The organism is Enterococcus sp. DIV0970a (assembly GCF_051711265.1).
GTDB lineage: Bacteria > Bacillota > Bacilli > Lactobacillales > Enterococcaceae > Enterococcus_D > Enterococcus_D casseliflavus.
Genome location: NZ_JBIOMF010000001.1, coordinates 452,724 through 474,962 on the forward strand (window position 1 = coordinate 452,724; position 22,239 = coordinate 474,962).

Annotated in this window: 19 protein-coding genes and 1 pseudogene; 13 read left to right on the forward strand and 7 right to left on the reverse strand. The window is 44.6% G+C overall.

The genetic code is table 11. The features are described from left to right. Positions 1-69 precede the first annotated feature (69 nt). Positions 70-2,901: pseudogene (locus IGK14_RS02145) on the forward strand (endo-beta-N-acetylglucosaminidase). 131 nt (positions 2,902-3,032) lie between these two features. Here IGK14_RS02145 and IGK14_RS02150 read toward each other — a convergent pair. From IGK14_RS02150 to IGK14_RS02165, 4 genes are read right to left on the reverse strand one after another with little or no spacing between them, the layout of a single operon-like run. Continuing rightward, positions 3,033-3,695 (reverse strand): ABC transporter permease, encoded by a 663-nt coding sequence (locus tag IGK14_RS02150; RefSeq protein WP_005227316.1) that lies wholly within the window; start codon positions 3,693-3,695, stop codon positions 3,033-3,035. A 4-nt stretch (positions 3,696-3,699) separates the two neighbouring features. After that, the gene (locus tag IGK14_RS02155) at positions 3,700-4,620 is read right to left on the reverse strand and encodes an osmoprotectant ABC transporter substrate-binding protein (protein ID WP_010748740.1); all 921 of its coding nucleotides are present in this window, start codon (positions 4,618-4,620) and stop codon (positions 3,700-3,702) included. Further along, the gene (locus IGK14_RS02160; RefSeq protein WP_010748741.1) at positions 4,620-5,255 is read right to left on the reverse strand and encodes an ABC transporter permease; all 636 of its coding nucleotides are present in this window, start codon (positions 5,253-5,255) and stop codon (positions 4,620-4,622) included. Before IGK14_RS02160 ends, IGK14_RS02155 begins: the two co-directional genes overlap by 1 nt. Positions 5,256-5,258: 3 nt before the next feature. Continuing rightward, positions 5,259-6,434, reverse strand: a complete 1,176-nt coding sequence (locus IGK14_RS02165; protein WP_005227327.1) for a betaine/proline/choline family ABC transporter ATP-binding protein — start codon at positions 6,432-6,434, stop codon at positions 5,259-5,261. A gap of 352 nt (positions 6,435-6,786) precedes the next feature. On the opposite strand from IGK14_RS02165, the gene queA reads away from it, so the two are divergent. Next, positions 6,787-7,818 (forward strand): tRNA preQ1(34) S-adenosylmethionine ribosyltransferase-isomerase QueA, encoded by a 1,032-nt coding sequence (gene queA / locus IGK14_RS02170; protein ID WP_010748742.1) that lies wholly within the window; start codon positions 6,787-6,789, stop codon positions 7,816-7,818. 448 nt (positions 7,819-8,266) lie between these two features. On the opposite strand, the gene IGK14_RS02175 is transcribed toward queA, so the two are convergent. Further along, positions 8,267-8,977 (reverse strand): DUF975 family protein, encoded by a 711-nt coding sequence (locus IGK14_RS02175; protein ID WP_010748743.1) that lies wholly within the window; start codon positions 8,975-8,977, stop codon positions 8,267-8,269. 198 nt (positions 8,978-9,175) lie between these two features. Between IGK14_RS02175 and tgt the strand changes: the two genes are divergently transcribed. Continuing rightward, the gene (gene tgt, locus IGK14_RS02180; protein ID WP_005227333.1) at positions 9,176-10,321 is read left to right on the forward strand and encodes a tRNA guanosine(34) transglycosylase Tgt; all 1,146 of its coding nucleotides are present in this window, start codon (positions 9,176-9,178) and stop codon (positions 10,319-10,321) included. 83 nt (positions 10,322-10,404) lie between these two features. Next, complete coding sequence (yajC, locus tag IGK14_RS02185) at positions 10,405-10,746, forward strand: preprotein translocase subunit YajC (RefSeq protein WP_005232170.1); 342 nt, start codon at positions 10,405-10,407, stop codon at positions 10,744-10,746. Between the two features lie 116 nt (positions 10,747-10,862). Here yajC and IGK14_RS02190 read toward each other — a convergent pair whose 3' ends face one another. Together IGK14_RS02190 and IGK14_RS02195 are read right to left on the reverse strand one after the other, a co-directional pair. Continuing rightward, positions 10,863-12,413 (reverse strand): IS1182 family transposase, encoded by a 1,551-nt coding sequence (locus IGK14_RS02190; RefSeq protein ID WP_034695668.1) that lies wholly within the window; start codon positions 12,411-12,413, stop codon positions 10,863-10,865. A 235-nt stretch (positions 12,414-12,648) separates the two neighbouring features. Further along, the gene (locus IGK14_RS02195; RefSeq protein WP_005227339.1) at positions 12,649-13,080 is read right to left on the reverse strand and encodes an Hsp20/alpha crystallin family protein; all 432 of its coding nucleotides are present in this window, start codon (positions 13,078-13,080) and stop codon (positions 12,649-12,651) included. A 247-nt stretch (positions 13,081-13,327) separates the two neighbouring features. Between IGK14_RS02195 and IGK14_RS02200 the strand changes: the two genes are divergently transcribed. From IGK14_RS02200 to IGK14_RS02240, 9 genes are all read left to right on the forward strand, one after another. Beyond that, positions 13,328-14,170, forward strand: a complete 843-nt coding sequence (locus IGK14_RS02200) for a YitT family protein (RefSeq protein WP_010748746.1) — start codon at positions 13,328-13,330, stop codon at positions 14,168-14,170. Positions 14,171-14,196: 26 nt separating this feature from the next. Next, positions 14,197-14,925: a GntR family transcriptional regulator, LSA1692 subfamily gene (locus tag IGK14_RS02205; protein WP_005227344.1), complete on the forward strand. Its 729-nt coding sequence runs from the start codon at positions 14,197-14,199 to the stop codon at positions 14,923-14,925. 25 nt (positions 14,926-14,950) lie between these two features. Next, positions 14,951-16,252: a Sapep family Mn(2+)-dependent dipeptidase gene (locus tag IGK14_RS02210; protein ID WP_010748747.1), complete on the forward strand. Its 1,302-nt coding sequence runs from the start codon at positions 14,951-14,953 to the stop codon at positions 16,250-16,252. A gap of 125 nt (positions 16,253-16,377) precedes the next feature. Then, complete coding sequence (locus IGK14_RS02215) at positions 16,378-17,325, forward strand: N(4)-(beta-N-acetylglucosaminyl)-L-asparaginase (protein WP_010748748.1); 948 nt, start codon at positions 16,378-16,380, stop codon at positions 17,323-17,325. Positions 17,326-17,379: 54 nt separating this feature from the next. Beyond that, complete coding sequence (locus IGK14_RS02220) at positions 17,380-18,726, forward strand: PTS sugar transporter subunit IIC (RefSeq protein WP_010748749.1); 1,347 nt, start codon at positions 17,380-17,382, stop codon at positions 18,724-18,726. 13 nt (positions 18,727-18,739) lie between these two features. Further along, positions 18,740-19,261 (forward strand): GrdB-related putative oxidoreductase, encoded by a 522-nt coding sequence (locus tag IGK14_RS02225; protein ID WP_010748750.1) that lies wholly within the window; start codon positions 18,740-18,742, stop codon positions 19,259-19,261. Between the two features lie 13 nt (positions 19,262-19,274). Next, a complete protein-coding gene (locus IGK14_RS02230; RefSeq protein ID WP_010748751.1) occupies positions 19,275-20,345 on the forward strand; it encodes a M42 family metallopeptidase in 1,071 nt (356 codons plus the stop codon). Between the two features lie 12 nt (positions 20,346-20,357). Then, complete coding sequence (locus IGK14_RS02235) at positions 20,358-21,464, forward strand: M42 family metallopeptidase (RefSeq protein WP_010748752.1); 1,107 nt, start codon at positions 20,358-20,360, stop codon at positions 21,462-21,464. Positions 21,465-21,617: 153 nt separating this feature from the next. Continuing rightward, positions 21,618-22,118, forward strand: coding sequence for an NUDIX hydrolase (locus IGK14_RS02240; protein ID WP_010748753.1), 501 nt, complete (start codon positions 21,618-21,620; stop codon positions 22,116-22,118). Positions 22,119-22,239: the final 121 nt, after the last annotated feature.

Consider the following 22,239-nt stretch of genomic DNA (forward strand, 5'->3'; position numbering starts at 1 on the left):
ACCTTTGAGAGCGTTATCGTTTTAGTGTAGGAATGTTGGCGGATTTATGTAAAACAAGGAGGAAGAAGTGTGACAAGGAAAATCAGTAAAGTTGGCGCATCTTTGTTGGTGTTAGCAGCGGCAATGGCAATCGGCGGCTGCACCCAAAGTGAGGCGAAGACAACTGGAAAAGTCGTTTACCAAGAAACAGCCAAAAGTACGTTGGAAAAAGCGATGGACAATCAACCGGAGTCGTCTTATTGGTTCCCAGAGGATTTGTTGGCATGGTCTTTTGAAAAAGATCCAGATGCGAAATACAATACCAGCGTTGTTCCATTAGCGCAGCGGGCAGCTAAAGAGACGTTGCCGAAGATGAATGACACGCAAACGGCAGAAAACAAAGTCGTGGCGCTTTCGATCATGAATAGCAGTACGAGCGGCAATGCACCACGTGGGATCAATACCTTTGATGCCAATGTCTTTTCTTATTGGCAATACATCGATCAATTGGTTTATTGGGGCGGCTCTTCTGGTGAAGGGATCATCGTACCACCAAGTCCTGATGTGACAGATGCTGCTCATAGGAATGGCGTGCCGGTTTTAGGAACGATCTTCTTTCCGCAAACTGCCCATGGTGGGAAACTGGAATGGCTAGATACGTTTTTAGCTAAGGATGAGGATGGCAATTTTCCGATCGTAGAAAAGATGATCGAAGTTGCCAATACGTATGGCTTTGATGGCTGGTTCATCAATCAAGAAACCGATACGGCGGTCACTAGTTTTGATGATGCAGCGGAAGGTGTCGAACAATCGGGGGCTGATGGTAAAGGACTAAATGAAAGCCACGCCAAAGCGATGCAAGAATTGATCGCCCAATTCAAAGAACAAGCCGACGAGCATTTAGAGATCATGTGGTATGATTCCATGACGAGTGATGGGAAAATGGATTGGCAAAACGCTTTGACGGATAAGAACAAAGCCTATTTGGTGGATGCAGAGATGAACCCATTGGCAGATAGTATGTTCTTGAATTTCTGGTGGACCACTGACAAACTGGCGGACAAAGAGCTGTTGAAGGCCTCCAATGAAAAAGCCCGTGAAATCGGTGTCGATCCTTACGATCTTTTTGCTGGGATCGATGTACAAGAAAATGGCTATTCAACGCCTGTGCGCTGGGATCTGTTTACGGATGAAAAAGGCGTTCCTTATACCTCATTGGGCCTGTATGTGCCTAGCTGGACCTATTCTTCTGCTAGTACGCCGGATGATTTCCAAAGCAAAGAGAATGCTTTTTGGGTCAATAACACGGGCGATCCTCGGGAAAGCCAGCTGCCAGAAGCGACAGAGTGGCCTGGGATCTCCACGTATGCCCTGGAACAGACCGCTATCACAGAGCTGCCTTTTGTGACGAATTTTAGTTTGGGGAATGGCTACAACTATTTTATCGAGGGAGAAAAAGTGTCCAGCCGCAATTGGAACAACCGAAGTTTGCAAGCTGTTTTGCCGACCTATCGTTGGGTCTTTGACCATGGAAAAGACAATGATTTGGCTGTATCAATCAATTATGCGGAGGCCTATAATGGCGGAAATGCACTGAAACTACGTGGACAGATGACAAAAGGCAGTACCAGTCACATGGCATTGTATCAGATAGCATTTCCTGTGACGAAAAAGACGAAGCTGACGACGACTGTCAAAGCAACGGTACCGACAGCTCTTGATTTGGTCGTGACTTTAGCTGATGGTTCAACACAAACGATCAAAGGAGACAAAGAGGTCGCAACAGACTGGACGACGATCACTTACTCATTGAAAGACATCAAAGGGGAAGTGACAGCGATCGGTTATGACATAACCACGAAAGATACCAGTGATGTCTATGAGTTGAATCTAGGGCAATTAACGATCGGAGATCAGAAAGCGGAGAAATTCGCTGCCGAAGCATTGACGGTTGAGGATGTGCTCTTTGATGAAGAAGAGGGCAACTATGCGGGTGTCCGTTTAACGTGGGAAGCTGCCAAGGACAAGACAGCTGCGGTTTATGAGGTCTACCAATTGAACGATTAAGGCTCACGCTCTTTCTTAGCAGCTACGCCAGCAACCAACCACTATTTGAATGCCGTTGAACGACCAAAAGGGACGAAAACCAAGTTCGCGGTGGTGGCAGTGGATCGCTATGGCAATCGCGGCAAGCTATCCGATACGGTGGAGATCACTTGGCCGAACAATCAGCTGCCAAAAGCAGCCTTTACAGCCTCTAAAACCTTAGCGGCACCGGGGGAAACGATCACCTTCACGAATACCTCATCTGCGAATGCCGAAGCATTTGAATGGACGTTTGAAGGCGGCGATATCACCAGCAGTACAGAAGAAAATCCCCAAGTGACCTATTCGGAACCAGGTACCTACAAAGTCACGCTTGTTGCCAAAAACGAAGCAGGAGAGACCCCTCTGGAAATGGCGGGATTGATCACGATTTCTGCTGATGCGCCAAAAGAGTTAATGCTGCTTTCAAAAGATGCCGAAGCAACTGCTTCATCGTTTGTCAATGATGCCGAAGCACCAGCTTTTGCCCTCGATGGTGATTTGAGTACGAAGTGGTGTGCGACAGGCAATGCGCCTCATGAGTTGATGATCGATCTCGGTCGACCGCAAACGGTCAGTGAAGTACGCCTCGCCCATGCGGAAGCTGGTGGAGAAGGCCCAGACATGAATACGCGGGCGTATACGGTGCTCGTCAGTGAAGACGGCAAAGACTATGAGCCAGTTTCACGAACGTTGAAAAATGAAGCTGGCACTAGCACCAATACGTTTGCCGTCAAGAAGGTGCAATATGTAAAAATCAGTATTGATAAACCAACACAAGGAGCAGACTCAGCAGCCCGAATCTATGAAGTCGAAGTATATGGAATGGATAAATAGAAAAAAAGAGCAGGGCGTTAACCCTAAGAAGGGAAGCGGCTGAAGCGATACTTTCCTGAAAAATGACCGAACCAAAAAAGCCGTTGCGACCAATAAATGGTCACAACGGTTTTTGCTTTTTCCAAATAAGTTTAGCGTGAAGTACGGCTGGCTGGATCTAAGCGGCGTTCAATAAAGCTCAATCCAAGATCCGTAATGATCGCCATCAAGGCAGTTGGTAAAGCACCGGCTAAGATGATCGATGCACCATCCGTCGCATTGGTTCCACGGATGATGATGTCCCCCAGTCCACCAGCACCAACGAAAGCGCCAATAGCGGTGATACCGATCGCCACGACTAAGGCGTTTCGAATCCCTGCCATGATCACCGAAACAGACAATGGCAATTCGATCATATACAATCGCTGCCAGCTAGTCATCCCCATCCCTTTGCCGACATCTAACGTATTGCGGTCGACTTGGCGCATGCCAGTATAGGTATTTTTGATGATCGGTAACAAAGAATAAAGGAAAATCGTTAAAATCACGACATTCACACCTAAGCCCATGCCGATCATTAAAATCGAGATCATCGCTAAAGATGGAATCGTCTGGATGATATTGGCGAAACGAATCACCCAATCTGCCAAACGCATTTTTTTAGAAATCAAGATCCCGATTGGAATCCCGACGATCGAGGCAAAAAGTACCCCGTAGATTGAAATCAAGAAGTGACGAATGAACTGAGCAAAAACATAGCCGCCATTTTCTTGAAAATAGAAAAGAAATTGTTGGAATAAATTCATGTCTGCCATTTCGTCACTCTCCTTCGAAGTAATTATTTTCTTCTAAGAAACGTTCGGCAACTACCGTTGGTTCTAGAAGGTCATTATCCACTTGGTAATTCAATTCTTGCATTTTTTCGGTATCGATTTTGCCTGCTAGTTTGTTCAGGGCATCGCCGATTTCAGGTGTTTCTTTCAACAATTTGTCATCGACGATCGGTGCGGCATCATAAGGCGGGAAGAAGTTTAGATCATCTTCTAGCATCACGAGATCGTAACTGCCGATCCGGCCGTCGGTTGAGTACCCTAAAACGATATCCATTTTTCCGTTATCAACAGCATCATAGACGAGACCGATCTGCATCGGTAGGATATTTTGGAAAGAGAACCCATAGGCTTTCTGGAAGCCATCGTACCCATCGCCGACCCGTGTGATCCACGCGGTATCGACCCCTGCAACCAATTGATCTGCGACATCTTTCAAGTCACTGACTTTTTCCAATCCGTATTCTTCGGCAGTATCTTTTCTGACAAGAAAGACATATGTGTTATCAAAGCCGTAAGAAGGGAACCAAGTCTGTTGGTACCGTTGCTCAAATTCTGATTTGACTTTGTCAAAGGCGGCTTGCGGATCAGATTCTGGCTCCAACCCTAACGTCGTGGTCAAGTCAGTTCCTGTGTAGCGGGCAGCTGAGATCGACGCATCGCCATTCATCATCGCTTGGTGATTGATGGTCGTTGTTGCTAAGTTGTTAATGACGGTTGTGTTTTTATCCGTATAGTGTTCGACCATACCTGCAACCACTGCGCCAAGAATTTGGGCTTCGGAAGTGATCCCACCTGTGATCGCCACGGTATTCTCATCAGAAGTCGAGGCTAAACCGGGAAAGGAACAGCCGGACAGTAAAGCGACACCTAAGGAAAACAACAGCGCTAATTTTGAAGTTTTTTTCATTACGCATCCCCCCTTAAGGCAGCTGGTGTCAGTTTGTATTCTAACAAACCCAGTAACCAGTCAGCTAATAAAGCAAAGATCGTCACTGGAATCGTCCCAGCAAAAATCAAAGGCGGTTGGTAGTTGTTTAGTCCGCTAAAGATCAAATCACCAAGTCCACCGGCACCAATGTAAGAAGCCAAGGTAGCCCAGGCTAAAACATACACAGCCGATAAGCGGATCCCTGCCATGATCGTTGGGATCGCTAGTGGTAATTCCACACTGATGATCGACTGCAAGTTGGTCATCCCCATCCCTTTGGCAACATCACGGTAATTCCAATCGACTTTTTTCATTCCAATGTAGGTGTTTCGCAAAATCGGCAACAAGGAATAAATGAAAAGAGCGACGATAGCAGGGACTTTTCCGACACCTAAAATCGGGATCATCAATGCCAATAGTGCCAAAGAAGGCACGGTTTGCAACGCACTGGTGATGCCGATCACGATCGTTGCTGCTTTGGGGAAACGGGTCAAGATCACACCGATCGGTACAGCAACAAGAATCCCTAAGAGCAAAGCCGCAAAGGAGATATACAAATGTTCGAGACTTTTGGTGACCAATTGGCTGCCATATTCATTAAAGAAGCTTTGCATGCGCTAGACCTCCTCAGTTTCTTCAGGTTTCGCCGACTCAATGGCTTCCATGATCGATGGCTCATCGCCCCAAATCACGTCATAAACGATATCAACTAAGGAAGCACGGGTCAAAATCCCGACTAAATGTTTGTCGGCATCTACTACCGGCACATATTTTAAGCCGCGTTTTAAAATGCGTTGCAAGGTATCCCGCAACAAGGCGGTTTCACGAACGAAAAAGACATCTTTGTTCAAGATATCGCCGACACTAGTAACTTTGCCACGGTTGCGGTCGATGGATTCGACATCGATGTAACCTTTTAGCACGTTGCTATTGTCGGTAACCAGCAAGGTATCGACCCGTTTTTCCCGCATCAAATGAATCGCTTCTTGTAAGGATTTTTCTGGTGTGATAGCGATCGGGGTATTCAACATCACATCTTTAACTGGCGTTGTGTCAGGTTTTGCTTGCAACAAGCGGTCTTCACCGATCAATTCTTCCACAAACGGTGTTGCTGGGTGTTGCAGAATATTTTCTGGTGTATCAAATTGAATGACTTTTCCTTCACTCATGATCACGATGCGGCTAGCAAGTTTCAATGCTTCATCCATATCATGGGTAACGAAGACGACGGTTTTTCCAAGCCGTTCTTGCAAGTCTTTGACCAAATCTTGTAGGGAATCACGAGTGATTGGGTCTAGTGCGCCAAAAGGCTCATCCATTAAGATGACATCTTGGTCAGCTGCCAAGGCACGGACAACACCGATCCGTTGCTGTTGGCCCCCAGATAATTCGTTGGGGTAGCGGTCGAGCATTTCTCGCGGCAATTCCACCAAATCGATCATGCGCTCGGCAGTTTTGTTGCGTTCTTCTTGGCTGACTTTTAACAATTTTTGAACCAATGTAATATTTTCCCGAATCGTCATGTGAGGCATCAAACCGATGCTTTGGATCACATAGCCGATTTGACGGCGTAATTCCACTGGGTTGATCTCTGTAACGCTTTTTCCATTGATCAAGATTTTTCCTTTAGAAGGATCCGTCATACGGTTGATCATCCGCATACAAGTCGTCTTTCCGCTACCACTTGTCCCGATGAAGCAAATGAATTCGCCTTTTTCAAAGGAAAGATTCACATCTTCAACAGCGACTTTACCACCTTTGTAAATTTTGGATACCTGCTGAAACTCAATCATGATGTCACCTCTATTTTTATTTAAGCAATCTGAATAATGGCTTAGAATCTGTACTAAGTATGCCGAAAAGTCCCTTGTTATTCAAATAATCTGCCCATTTTTTTCATAATTGTATAGACAAAACCGAAAATAGCGCCAGAAGCAAGTCCACATTAAGGAGCGATGCATAGAGAAAAGAAACGGCGAAGATCCCCCGTTATTTTTCATTGGGAAAAAGGAGGTTTTTTTGCAGAAGGCCTTGGCAGCAGTCTCTTTATTTTTTTCTAAGAAAGGGCAGAATAAAAAGCTGTTTTTTCAATTTTTATAAAAACATGCTAGAATAGAGAAGAATTTAGGGAAAGAGAGGAACAACATGCTTACAACTGAAGATTTTGATTTTGAATTACCGGAAGAACTGATCGCCCAAACGCCATTAAGCGATCGCTCAAGTTCCCGTTTATTAGTGGTTGACCGTGAGACTGGCAAATTTGAGGACAAGCACTTCTATAACATCATTGATGAATTGGCACCAGGGGATGCTTTGGTGATGAATGATACACGGGTATTACCAGCTCGTATCTATGGCGAAAAACAAGAAACAGGTGCCCATTTAGAAATCCTCTTACTGAACAATATTGAAGGGGATACGTGGGAAACCTTGATCAAGCCAGCCAAAAGAGCCAAAGTCGGCACGAAGATCACCTTTGGCGACGGACGATTAGAGGCAGTGGTGGAAGAAGAGCTCGATCACGGCGGCCGGATCATTCGTTTTCAATACAAAGGGATCTTTTTAGAGATTCTGGAATCACTTGGCGAAATGCCGTTACCGCCTTATATCAAAGAACGGCTTGAAGACCCAGACCGCTATCAAACGGTTTATGCCAAAGAAAACGGCTCAGCTGCTGCACCGACTGCTGGCTTGCATTTTACTCCAGAATTGCTGGAGCAGATCGCCGCAAAAGGCGTCAAGCTGGTTTATCTGACTTTGCACGTTGGTTTAGGAACGTTTCGTCCAGTGAGTGTCGATAATATCGCTGATCATGAGATGCACAGCGAATTTTACCGTTTGACAGAAGAAGCTGCCGCTCAATTGAACGAGGTTCGGGCAAATGGCGGCAAGATCGTTGCAGTCGGAACGACTTCGATCCGTACGTTAGAAACCATTGGGACTAAGTTTGATGGGCAAATCAAAGCCGATAGTGGGTGGACGAGTATTTTTATCACGCCAGGCTATCAGTTTAAAATCGTGGAAGCTTTTTCTACCAACTTCCATTTACCAAAATCAACCTTAGTGATGTTAGTCAGTGCCTTTGCAGGACGCGACCTAACACTTTCTGCCTACCAACATGCCATCGATGAGCGGTATCGCTTCTTTAGCTTTGGCGATGCGATGTTCTTAAAATAAACAAAAAAACTGAGCGACGTAAGCGGCTCTTTAAGTTGAAACAATTTCTCAACTTTTAGAACTGCTTTTTTGTCGCCCAGCTTACTACTAGAGGAAGGTATAAGTGGTGGTCGCTTTTTGTGGTCCATGCAAAGCAATGTTTCTCGAAAATTTGTTTTCCTTTACAAACTTACACATGTTTCGTGTATTCCGATACAAAATGAGACGTATCATTTTTCGATATGGAAATGTTCGATCCTTGTTACGTTTTTCTTCTTGTTACTTTACACGTTTGGTACTAGGTGAAACTTGTACGTTCAACAACTTTTAGTAGATTGAGTTTGCGATATTTACGAAAACCACCAACAGAGTTGCTACCTTCCTTACACGTATACTATAACACGAAACGGAAGCGTTTGCAAAAGAAAAAGGTCGTTTTCCTCAAAAAAAAGACCGGCGAACCGATCTTTTAAGCAAGTGCTCGTTTAGGCAGATTGTCATAAAACGCTGCTTTGGTTGCACTGATGTATGGCGTCAACCATAAGTAGCCGATTCCTGCTGTCATGATGGCCAAAATGTGCCAGCCGATGAAGCTCAGATCAAGGATGAACAGTTGCCCTTTGTAGCCTCTCATTAAATGACGGCTACCTGTGATGCAGCTGAGAAAATCTGGCCGCATGCCCGTTTCTTCATAGGTATCATAAAAGACAAAATATGCTTGAGAATAAGAATAAGCTTTGATGATCCCAGGAATGATAAACAGGAACGTCCACAACGTCGTGAAAATAGTCGACAGAATATAAATGACGATGATCCCTAACACGAAAGCACCACTGAAGCCACGAAAGACATCAGAAAAGGGTTGGATCGACTGTTTTTTACCGCGTAAAAGATCAAGGAAAGTCCAAGAGATCCCAGCACCGAATAAGGCAGAAAATAGACCGCTGATCAAACCGCCGCCGCCACTGCCACCACTGCCGCTAGCGGAATTGACTGCATCGGTAGAACCAAGATCATTGAACATACCGCTTTGATACAATGGAATAACAGTAAGGACGATAATGACGAATGCGATAGCGATCGAGATCAAAGTCGGTACAATACACATCAAAACACTGTCTTTCCAGCGTCCTCGCAGCATTGCTTTTGCTTCTGCTTTTAGTTCTCTATTTGATTTCATTTCAAAAAACCTCCCTTCAATATAAATAACATGATAGCAAACTTTCGCTAAATCTTCAAAAAAAAGTAATAGATGTTTCGCATGACTAGGAGAAAATACTCTTAGTTTCTTTAAACTTCCTTGCAAAATGTAAGGGCAACCCTTATCATAGATAGCGTTGCACAGTTAATCGAGTATAGAGAGAAAGTAGGGAAATGAATGACGGAACCAGCCATTCGTTATCGTCTTATAAAGAAAGAAAAGCATACCGGTGCCCGTTTAGGCGAACTGATCACGCCTCACGGAACCTTTCCAACGCCAATGTTCATGCCAGTCGGCACATTAGCAACGGTCAAAACCCTTGCCCCTGAAGAGTTGAAAGAAATGGGTGCAGGCGTCATTTTAAGCAATACCTATCACTTGTGGTTACGTCCAGGAGAAGACATTGTTGCAGAAGCAGGCGGCTTACATAAATTTATGAATTGGGATCAACCGATCTTAACAGATTCAGGTGGTTTCCAAGTCTTTTCATTAGCCGAAATGCGCAACATCGTCGAAGAAGGTGTCCATTTCAAAAACCATTTGAATGGGTCGAAAATGTTTTTATCTCCTGAAAAAGCGATTGATATCCAAAACAAATTAGGGTCAGATATCATGATGAGTTTTGATGAGTGTCCGCCATTTGATGAAAGCTATGACTACGTCAAAAAATCGGTGGAACGGACGTCTCGCTGGGCGGAGCGTGGCTTGAAAGCCCATGCCAATCCAGATCGTCAAGGCTTGTTTGGAATCATTCAAGGTGCAGGCTTTGAAGACTTGCGCAAGCAAAGTGCCCAAGACTTGATCAGTATGGACTTCCCAGGGTATTCCATCGGCGGCCTGTCAGTTGGCGAACCAAAAGCGGAAATGAATCGCGTGTTGGAATTTACGACCCCTTGGATTCCAGAAAACAAACCACGTTACCTGATGGGCGTTGGGGCAGCCGACTCCTTGATCGATGGCGTGATTCGCGGAGTCGATATGTTCGACTGCGTTTTACCAACACGGATCGCAAGAAACGGTACCTGTATGACTTCAAAAGGTCGTTTAGTCGTGAAAAATGCGCAATATGCCCGTGACTTTCGACCAATTGACGAGAAGTGTGATTGCTATACATGTAAAAACTATTCTCGTGCGTACATCCGCCACTTGATCAAATGTGATGAAACCTTTGGTATGCGTTTGACGTCTTACCACAATGTCTACTTCTTATTGAATCTGATGAAAAATGTCCGTCAAGCCATCATGGATGACAACTTGTTGGAGTTCCGTGAGCATTTTATTGAAGAGTATGGGTTCAACAAGGAAAATGCGAGGAATTTCTAACATTCTCTACTAAAATGGTGGGAATAATAGAGGAATTCTGATAAAGTATCTTATAGGAAAGAAAATAAATCGAGGTGAAAAAAATGGCACAATCTTTACCAATGCTCTTTATGCTGGTTGCTTTAGTGGCAATGTGGTTCTTTATGAGTCGTTCACAAAAGAAACAACAGCAAGAGCGTAAAAATCTTTTAGAAAATATGAAAGCTGGCGATGAAGTCGTAACCATCGGCGGACTCCACGGCGTTCTTTCTGAAGTCAACACAGAAAAAAGCACCGTGATCATCGACTGTGAAGGAATTTTCTTAGAGTTTGATCGTTCAGCGATCCGCACAGTGAAACCTGGAACTGTTGCATCCGTTGAAACACAAATCGAACCAGCTGATGTCGAAGACGCAACGAGCATCCAAGACGAAACCAAAGAATAAGCACAAACGGGGGCGTGACATAAGTTAACTAGTTACGCTCTCCAAAATATAAGGAGCACTCGAAAATCATGTGATTTTTCGAGTGCTCCTTGTTTTTTTTATTCATTTTGGGTAGTTCAAGTACCTATTTTTGTCAATTTCATCATATTGATTGCCGTAATGAGTAAACCCGTCTGTTTTCTGACTTTTTCTAAGCCCCGAACCGTGTATCGAGTGAAACCCAAACAAGCCTTCATAAATCCGAAGACTGTTTCCACGTCGATCTTTCTCCGACCATATATTTTTTGAATTTCAGGCGTTAATAAGCGCTCTTTTTGTTTTTCTTTATGGTATTCCCAAGACGGATTTACAGTGATCTTTCTGCGATTCCCCTTTGGGGTTAAGGCTTCAGGAATGAGCGCTTGGTTCGCATCCGTTTTTTCTGCTTGGTATTCTTTAAAATCTCGGACAAAGCCATCCGCATCTGTTCGTTGACGGTAAGCATGAAAATTGAATCGTACCCCTTTGGGGTCGATGTAAAAGTCCTCCTTAGGCTCATAATCCCAATTCATTACTTTCCGATCATCTGTCTGCCATTTCTTGCTTTGTTCTTTAAACATCGTTCCATAAGGAATCAGTGCAGTATGCTGGGGAAGTTCATCTTCTATATAGCGGTAATTGCTTTCTGAACCATAGCCTGCATCGGCGACCAAATAATGAGGGGACTTTTGTGCAATCTTCATCTTTTCCAGTAATGGTTTCAGTGTCTTAGTGTCTGTTGGGTTTTGAAAGACATCGTAGCCGAGTACAAATTGATTACAAGTAGCGATCTGCAGGTTATACGCAGGCTTAAGTTGGCCATTTTTCATAGGGTCTTCTTTTACGCGCATGAATGTCGCATCATGATCAGTTTTTGAATAACTGTTTCTTGTCCCATAAGTAGAAAACTGCGTTTGATGTTCCAGAAGTTTTTCTCGTTTTGTATTTAATTTGCGTACTTGGCTTTTCAACGTTCGCCGTTGTTGTTTCGCTGGATTTGGCGAAAGACGTTTCGTTGCCTCAACTTCTTTTTCTAGTTCTTCCAGACGTAGTTCCATCCGTGTTAACAGTTCATCTATCATGTCTACTGTCAAGGACGTCCCTTCGGGAATCTGTTTCAGGGCATACGCTTCTCTTAGTTCCGTCATCATAGTAAGCAGTTTTTCGCGATTCATTTGATCGAATCGGATCGTGTTTTTCTTCCAGACAAAGCTGTACTTATTCGCATCTGCCAAGATTTTTGTACCGTCGATAAACAACGCATCATCAATCAGATTCCGTGCACGCAGATACTCTGTCAACTGATCTAAGCCTTTATTGGTCAACTCCTGCACATCGTTAGATACACAAAAACGGGCGATCGTTCGATAAGTTGGAACCCGTTCTTGCGTCAACCAGCGAGCATAGAGGTTTTCTTCAGCTAAGCGTTCAATCTTGCGACTTGTAAAGGTTTCTCGCGTATACGCAAAAAGAACCAACTTCAACATGGCACCTAAATCATATTCTCTTGGTCGACCAAAAAGATAGGGGTCATTAATCTGAAGCGCTTCGACCAGTTCATGGATAAAAACGGCGACATGATTTTCTTTTGGAGAAAATGAAGTAGATAGATCCAAAGTGAGTTGATTCATGTTATAATTAGTATACATTTTGTTTAGTCCTTTCAGGATTAAATGATGGGGCATTGGCGGCAACCGGTGCTCCTTTTTATTTTACCCAAAAAACCGCAAGAAATGAACGATTTCTCGTCATTTCTTGCGGTTTTCTTCTATGGACTTATGTCACAGTCCCATTTTTTTAGTAGTCGGACAGTTTCTAAAATAAAACAAGCACCGCAGCAAAACAGAGATCGCTCGTTTTGCTGCGGTGCTTTGATTGCCTTGGTTACTCGATGGGAATCAGTTTCTTTGACGCTTGTTTGCCTTGGTCTTTTGGCAACGTCAATTTCAAAATTCCTTCAGCGTAAGAGGCTTTGATTTCATCCTCTTTGACGTTTTCTAACAGGTATTGCCGCCGAACGCTTGTCAAGCTGCGCTCGCTGCGAACCAGACGTCCTTTTTCATCTTCGGTCGCATGATCCGTCTGGTGTTGTCCCGTAATCGTTAAAACCCCATTTTCATAGGTTACTTGAATATTTTCTTTAGGGATGCCAGGCAGTTCTGCTTCAACGAGAAATTCCTTGTCATTCTCGTGAATATCGGTTTTGATCAGGTTCGATGGAAACCCATCAAAAAAACTGCGGCCAAAATCTTCAAAGAAATCAAAAGGTGTCATACTGTATGAATCTGAGCGGCGTGGCACAATCTCATGTGTCATAAGAATCATCCTTTCTTTATTCTTTTGTTTTTACACTTTTTATTTTATTCATTTTTTAGCGAATTTCAAGTGATTTACTCGCTTTAAAAAAATCTTAAAAAACCTTTGATACCAACGTTTTACTCCTTGATTTTGGCGTGTTTTTACCTTGGTTCGTTCCTGTTTTTCCCCTCATTTCGCCTGCTTTTTCTGCGTGACAGTATATACTTAATGATATATACTAAAAACGAAGTGGAGGAGGAAAAACATGGCACGTTATAGAAAACGAATGCTTGTTGCTTTGATCTATGCATTGCTGTCGTCGATTGCCCTAAATCTCTTTTGGCTGCCGGGAAATATTTATGCGAGTGGGATCACTGGTTTGTCGCAATTGCTGTCGCAGCTTTTAGATGAGCAGTTGAATCTGCAGCTTTCGATCCCGCTTTTGGTGCTTTTTTTTAATGCGCCATTGTTAGCGGTTGCTTGGGTCAAAATCGATCGAGAATTTACCATCATGACGGTTTGTACCGTCGTCCTGTCTTCTGTTATGATGAAGGTGGTTCCGGTCATTGCTTTAACGACCGATCCGGTGATCTGTGCCGTGTTTGGCGGAGTGCTGCACGGGGTGTCGGTGGGCTTGACATTGAACGACGATTTTTCAACGGGTGGGCTTGACATTTTAGGGATTTTAGTGAAAAAAGCCACTGGTAGAAGTATCGGCAGTTTCTTTATCGGCTTCAATGTCAGTTTGCAGCTAGCAGCTGGGCTGATCTTTGGCTGGCCTTATGCTTTTTATAGTGCCATTTCCTTCTTCATCAGTGGGCGGATGGTCGACTACGTCAACCTGAAGCAGCGGCGTGTACAGCTGCTGGTCGTTACAGAAAAAGCAGAACCCGTCATTACGACGTTGCAATGTGCCTTGCAGCGAGGCATCACGGTCATCAACGATGTCGAAGGTGGATTTGATCATCAACAGAAAAAACTATTATTACTGGTCATTTCCCATAGAGAACTCAAGACCGTCGAAGGCATGATCCAAGGAATCGATGAACAAGCGTTTGTCAGTGTTTCTTCTGGCGTCAGTGCCAATCGATCGTTTTATGAATGGTAGCAAAGTGAAAGAAAGTAGGAGAGACGTTGAAAAAACAAGCAGTATTTCAAGAAGTTGCCCAGCAGATTGCGCAACGGGTTCATGAAGGTACGTACGTGACGAGCCAAAAGCTTCCTTCCGATTATGATTTAGCAGAGGAATTTCAGTGCAGCCGTTTAACGGTGCGCAAAGCCATCGATCTATTGATTGGCCAAAATTTGTTAGTGAAAGAAAAAGGCAAAGGAACCTATGTCATGAAACAGCCCAAGATCCAAAGCGGCTCTGGCGGGCTCCAAAGTTTTACCGAGACCGCCAAAATCCAAGGGAAAAAGACCCGTACGGAAGTTTTGCATATCGAAACCGTCAAAGAGCTCCCGATAGAGATTGGTCAGCTGTTTGGCGATTACGCCAAGGAACCGATCGTTTATTTGGTGCGCTTGCGTTACTTTGATGATGAGCCGATGACGGTGGAAAATCTTTACGTACTGAAACGCTATCTTCAAGAAGACACCGCAGAACTCACGAAAGCTCAATTAGAGTCGTCTTTGTATCAAGTCATTGAAGCCAACATCGAGATTGGTTATTCCCATCAAGAGGTGGAAGCTGTGAAAAGTCCTGCCGATATTGCGAAACTTTTACAGGTGCCTCAAGAGGAACCGATGCTTTTGGTCCATTCGATGACCTATTCCGCATCAGCCAAACCGATCTTATACGATATATCCTATTACCGAGCAGACAAATATACCTTCAAAAATACATTAGTGCGTCAAAAATAAAATCAATCCTTTAGAGGTGAAGACAATGGATCCACTCACAGCAAGTATTGAAGCCAATTGGTCAGAATTTCTCACGCTTTTGAGCGAAGTGATGCAGATCGCAAGCGTCAAAGGTGAGCCGGCACCCCATGCGCCTTATGGCACAGGACCACGAGAAGTGTTAGCATACGTCATGGAAAAAAGCGCAGCATACGGGTTTCAAACAACGATCATCGATGATGCGATCGGCTATGCCCATTGGGGACCAACGGATACCGACTATATCGGTGTGTTAGGACACTTGGATGTCGTCTCGGCAGGTTCTGGCTGGAGCTACCCACCGTTTGCACTAACTGAAAAAGACGGCAACTTTTATGGCCGAGGGATCTTAGATAACAAAGGCCCGATCATCAGCTGTTTGTTTGCCATGAAAGTATTGAAAGACCTTGGTCATCAACCGCAATTACCGCTGCGGATCATTTTCGGTACAGATGAAGAAAGCGGCATGTCGGATATCCCGCATTATCTAGCGGTTGAGCAGCCACCGCGTTTTGGTTTTACGCCAGACTGCAAGTATCCAGTGGTTTACGGCGAACGGGGTGTCGTCAACGTGCAACTTGATTTTCCATTGCCCGTCCAAGAAACTCAGCTGTTAGCTGCGTTTTCTGGCGATCAATTCCGCGATCATGTGCCAGACCACCTGTCGGTAACCGTAGGCAGCCAGTCCTTTGAAGCACTAGGCAAACGCTCCCCTAGCAATGCCCCTGAGCTAGGGGACAATGCCATTACAAAACTTGCGCAGCAAGCGGCACCGCAACTGGCGGCGACACCGTCATTGCAAGCAGCTTTTCAGTGGATCACCCAAAGTTTTCACCAGCAGCACTATGGCGAAGGCCTTGATTTGGTACTAGAAGATGCTGATTCAGGAAAATTGATCTTGACCCCTGTGGTTCTCCAAAAATCCGCCAGTGGACTAGCGTTAGAAGTGGCCTTCCGCTATCCTGTATCGGTAACGGAGGAACAAGTGCTCGCTGGGGTGCAAAAGGCATTGCCAAAAGGGGCAAGCCTTACGATCCTTCGCAGCATTCCAGGGTTCTGCCGATCAAAAGATGCCCCCGAAATCCAAAAGCTATCGACGATCTATCACCAAGTAACGGGCAATGATCCAACCCCCGTGACCACTACAGGAGCAACCTATGCCCGCAAGATGCCAAACATCCTTGCTTTTGGTCCGTCTTTTCCAGGGCAAAAAGGGATCGCTCATAACCAAGATGAGTACATGGCGGTTGCCGATCTACGGACGAATCTTGAAATTTATTTGCGCAGCTTACAAGCACTGACAAAATAAGCGAAGACACGAACGAAGAAGAGTTTTTCCAATTTTTTTGAGAAACTCTTTTTTTTAGTATAGACATAATAGTATATACCGTATAGAATATACTTGAAAGCGCTATGAAAAATGGAGGGATAGTTATGTGGGGAATGATTGCTACATGGCGGATGGCACACGATGGCGTGCTCGCTGCTAAAGCAATATTAGAGCAACAAGGCTCCTGCCAAGATGCAGTAGAAACAGCCATTAAAGCAGTGGAAGATTATCCATTTTATAAATCGGTGGGGTATGGCGGACTGCCAAACGAAGAAGGCGTGTTGGAAATGGACGCTGCCTTCATGGATGGTGATACCTTCAAAATTGGTGCCGTCGCTGGGATCGTCGATGTGGAAAATCCTATTTCCGTGGCACGCAGCCTAAGTGAGGAGAAATTTAATAGTTTTCGGATCGGCCAAGGAGCGGTCGCTTATGCGCTTGCCGAAGGATTCCAGCCCAAAGAGATGCTGACACCGCGAGCCAAAACTATTTGGGAAAAGCGCAAAGCAGAGATCGCTGCCAACAACCTCGATCCCTATGACGGCCACGATACAGTGGGAGTAGTTGCGCTGGATGAACACCAAAGCATGGCAGCAGGAACCTCTAGTTCTGGTTTATTTATGAAAAAAAGCGGTCGTGTTGGCGATTCACCTTTATCTGGATCTGGTTTTTATGTGGATAGTGAAATCGGCGGTGCCGCTGCCACAGGGTTAGGGGAAGACTTGATGAAAGGCTGCCTTTCCTACGAGATCGTCCGTTTGATGGGAGAAGGGCTAGCACCGCAAGAAGCATGTGATCAAGCCGTTTACGGCTTTGAAGCGCGATTGAAGAAGCGCTACGGCAAAGCCGGCGCCTTCTCGCTGATCGCCTTAGATAAACAGGGTCGCTGGGGGGTGGCAACCAATGTAGAATTTACCTTTAGTGTCGCAACCACCAATCAAGAGCCTGCTATTTTTATGGCAACACCAGGACCTGAGCAGACAACCGTGATCGAACCCATCACGAAAGAATGGTTGGAGGCTTATGAAAAACGGATCAAAGCACCAGTCTGATCAAGGAATCAACCAGCTTTACCATGAAAGACACAAGATGAAAGGAAGAATGGAATGTTCAATAAAATTGAAAATATTTTGATGCCTCTGGCAGTCAAACTCGGACAAAATAAAGTCTTGATCGCTGTACGCGATGGTTTTTTAATCACAACGCCGCTGGTAATCGTTGGCTCGATCTTCTTGCTGTTTGCCAATTTCCCGATACCAGGATGGTCAGAATTTTGGGCAGGTCTTTTTGGCAGCGGGTGGGAATCATGGGTGACTAGAGTTTCCGGTTCTGTCTTTAATACGGTCGGTTTTTTCTCCTGCTTAGGAACAGCCTATGCCTACGGAAGAGAAAAGAAGACCGACCCAATCCAAGCAGCAGCCGTTGCCGTCATCGCCTTTTTGATCTTAACGCCGAATAAATTGGTAGTTGAAGGCGTTGCGGACCCAATAAGCGGGCTTTCTTTCAATCATTTAGGAACAAACGGTATTTTTGTCGGCTTGCTGACAGCGATCCTTTCTGTTGAAATCTATGCCTATACAACGAAAAAAGGGTGGACGATCAAAATGCCAGATGGGGTTCCGCCTGCTGTTACAAAATCATTTGCCGCATTGATTCCGAGTGCCCTCGTTATGCTTTTATTCTTTATTATCAACATTTTATTTGGATTGACCGCGTATGGTACCGTACATGACTTTATTTTTAATGTCTTGCAAATGCCTCTCAAGGGAGCGGGCAATACCTTGACTGCCCAATTGATTTACAGTCTGGCATGTACGATTTTCTGGTTCTTCGGCATCAATGGTCCAGCAGTCGCCAATTCCGTATTTTCACCGATTTTGCGTATTTTAACGATGGAAAATCTAGATGCATTTCAAGCGGGACAAGCGTTACCGAATATCTTTACCGATCCATTTTCAAACTTCTTTACCAATTTTGGCGGCGGCGGTTCGACGTTGTCACTAGTCATCATCATGGTGCTGTTTTGTAAATCAAAACGAATCAAAGAATTAGGGAAACTATCACTAGTGCCGGGGATTTTCGGGATCAATGAACCAATCATTTTCGGCTTGCCGGTCGTATTGAACCCAATTATCATTATTCCCTTTATTGCCGTGCCGATGATCAATCTTTTGCTGTCGACTCTCGTAACGAATCTTGGATTGATTCCTTATACAACAGGGGTATCTTTACCATGGACAACTCCGATCGGTTTTTCCGGCTACTTGAGTACCGGTAGTCTGGTAGCGTCAATCTGGCAGTTTGTTTTGTTAGCCATTGGGTGTTTGATCTATTATCCGTTTATTATGACGCTGGACAAACAATATCTGAAGGAAGAACGTGAAGCAGAAAAAGCCAAAAATGACGCTTTGGAATTATCTTTTGATGATCTTTCCATCGATCATTTGCTTTAGAAAGGATGCAACCATGAAAATTATTTTTCTATTAGATCAGATTCAAGCAGGATTAGGCGGCAAGGAGCATGGTGATCAGCCGCTTGGCGGACAAAAAACGGCGATCGGATCAGTCAAAATGTTTGAGAAATTGCTGAAACAAAAGGAAATCGATGTTCTCGCCACTATTTATTGCGGAGATGACTATTATTTACAAAATCCGAAAGAATCGTCACTAAAAATTGCTGCTATGGCTCAAAAACTCGGAGCAGATGCGGTCTTATGCGGACCTTGTTTCAACTATGAAAAGTATGGCGAGATGGCTGCCCAAACAGCGCAGATCATTGAAGAAAAAGTACAGATCCCAGCAGTTGCCGCCATGTCGCCAGAGTGCCAGCAGGCAATTGAAACATATAAAGACCAAGTCACTATCGTGAAGATGCCGAAAAAAGGCGGTACTGGATTGACCGAGGCAATGAATGATATGCTGACGCTTTGCCAAATGAAAGCAGCACACCAAGAGATCACTGCCTTCGCTGAACAGCACTGCTATTAGAAAGGGCGAGAATATGGAAGAATTAATGCGTCAGTTAGAAGAAGTCGTTTATACACCTGGTGTTTCCGGACGAGAAAAGCCGATAGCCGCATTACTGGCAAAAAAGTATGCGCCTTATTGCGATGAAATCATCTACGATAATCTAGGATCTATTTATGCCGTCATTCGATCAGAAAGACCGGCGGCTCCTAAAGTGCTGGTGAGCGCTCATATGGATGAAGCAGGCTTTTTCGTGAAAAAAATCGAAGCAAATGGACTGATCCGCGGACTCATCATGGGAAAAATCGAAGCCAACAGCTTGCTGGGGCAAGAAGTTCGGCTAATCACCCGTAGCGGTGAAAAGTATTTTGGGGTGGTTTTAGGCATCGATAAAGACAATCATGGCAAAAGTCAAAAAGATGAAGTACTGTTGGATTTTGGTTTTTCATCAAAAGATGCGGTTTTAGCAGAGGAAATCATTTTAGGCGACATGGTGACCTTTGCGCCGAAAATGAAAGAAACCAGTAATGGACAAGCATGGATTGCGTCCAATTGGAACGGGCGCATCAATGTTAGTCAAACCATTGATTTAGTCAAAACAATGGCAGCTGCTAGTGTCAAATTGCCCTACGATCTGATGATCGGCTGTACGGTGCAGGAACAAGTCGGTACCAGAGGAGCTCAGACAGCAGCCAATGTAACAGCGCCGGATTTTACGATCGTTCTTGATACTGCCCAGGCAATGGATTACCAAAACGAACAAGAAGATCAGCAAGGTTTTTTGGGTAAAGGCCTTCTGCTAACGTATTACAATCCGACCGTTCTGCCAAATCGCTTGCCGCTGGAGCGGTTGAAAGCAGTTTGTCAAACTGCGAATCTGCCCTGTCAGAGTTATTTTTCCTTTGAAGCATCAGATGGGGCTTGGTTCAACAAATTGCGTACCGGATGTCCTATTTTGTTAGCGAGTTTGTCTGTGCGAAACAAGAACACTGCTTCTCAAGTCGTTGCCCGCCGCGACTATGAAACAGCACTGCAAGCATTGGCGCGTTTTTTGACTGAGCTTGACGAAGAAGCAATCCGATCTTTCAAAGAAGAAAACCGCTAGGAGACGATTTTAATGACAAATCAAACAATAGATATTCAGCTTCTGAAAGCCCTAAGTGAAGCTGATGGTATAGGCGGGCGGGAAAAAGAAGTGTCTCGTATCGTCAAAGCATATACACAGCCATATGTTGATGACTTGTTCTATGATGCCTTAGGTTCGCTGATCCTCGTCAAAAAAAGCACACAGAAAAATGCACCGAAAGTCATGCTTTCTGCTCACATGGATGAGGTAGGTTTTATGGTAAAAGAAATCACAGATGCGGGCTATCTAAAACTTCTGCCGGTAGGCGGATGGTGGGGACACGTCATGCCGGCACAGGAAATGCGTGTCACCACAGTATCTGGAGAGAAATTTGTGGGCGTCATCGGAAGCCGTGCGCCTCATGGTATGCCGACAGACGAGAAAAACAAAGTCATTCCGGCAAATCGTTTTTACTTAGACCTCGGTGTGGCCTCAGCAGAAGCTGCAAAAGATCTGGGGATCGCCATTGGGGATATGGTCACGCCGCATACGATGTTTCGAGAAATGAATGATCCTGATTTTTTGCTGGGTAAAGCTTGGGATGATCGCGTTTGCGTAGCAGCTTGTATCGAAGTAATGAAAAACTTAGCTTCTTCAGAATTGGCAGTGGATGTTTATTTTGCTGCTACAACTCAAGAAGAAGTCGGTATTCGCGGTGCACGCACGGCCGCACACCAAATCAAACCGGATTTAGCGATCGCATTGGATGTGACGACAGCTGAAGATACCTTGTTTGATCAGGGCGGATTGACATTAGGCGGAGGGACCGTGCTTTCCGTACTTGATTCATTGACGATCGGCAATCCCGGTCTTGTGGCAAAAATGGAAGAACTCGCTTTTGAGCAGCAGCTATCTTTCCGACACGATTTTATGACTGTTGGCGGCACCGATGCCTGCAATATCCATAAAGCAATGAAAGGCATCCCAGCAATGACCCTGTCGATCCCCACCCGCTATATGCATTCTTCCCGCTTGGTGATTCATAAAGAAGATTATCGTCAAACCATTCACTTGCTATGCGCCTTCTTGAATGTACTTTCAGCTTCCGATATTCGTGAATTTAAAGAATCAGCGGGGGTTTTTCCTTCAGGCGATTAGGCAATTAATAGAAGACTGCTGGCGATAGAGGATTCGTCAGCAGTCTTTTTGGTTCATCGACTAGAAATGCAAAAGCAGCGGATAAAGCCAAACTTGGCAATCTGTTGCTTCTTGCTTCTGGAAGATATATGATCAATAAAAGGAGTTGAGAAGATGTACCATACCGCATTTGGAGTATATGGAATTTTGTTTCAAGGCAACTGCTTGGCCGTCATCAAAAAGAAGGCGGGACCTTATCAAAACCGCTATGATTTACCAGGCGGCAGCATGGAGGCAGGTGAATTGCTGGAAGACACGCTGTGTCGAGAATTTAAAGAAGAAACCGGCATGACCGTCACTAGCTATCATCAATTAGGAACAATTAATTTTCTCTATCCTTGGCGATACAAAGAGACAACAATGAACAATCATATCTGTGTTTTTTATCAAATCGAAGAAACAGCAGGAGCACCAATTTCACATGTCCCGCAGTTTGATGGACAAGATTCGTTAGGCTGTGTCTTTTTGCCGCTGGAACAATTTCACGCCGCCAATGCCTCACCGCTAGTGTTGAAAGCTTGTGAGTATGGACGTAAAAAGCAATTCATTGAGAAAGGGCAGCGGATTACGGAATGGTCCGTTTTAAGTAAGCCACATGTTCACGAATCATTATAAATAATTTAGATATTGTTCAATATAACACATTCATTTTTCTTACTGCCTAGGACAGTTTTTTCAAGGAATATTGCAGTACGAAATGATGAAAACGCTTAATTTAATGGGAGTTTAATAAAAC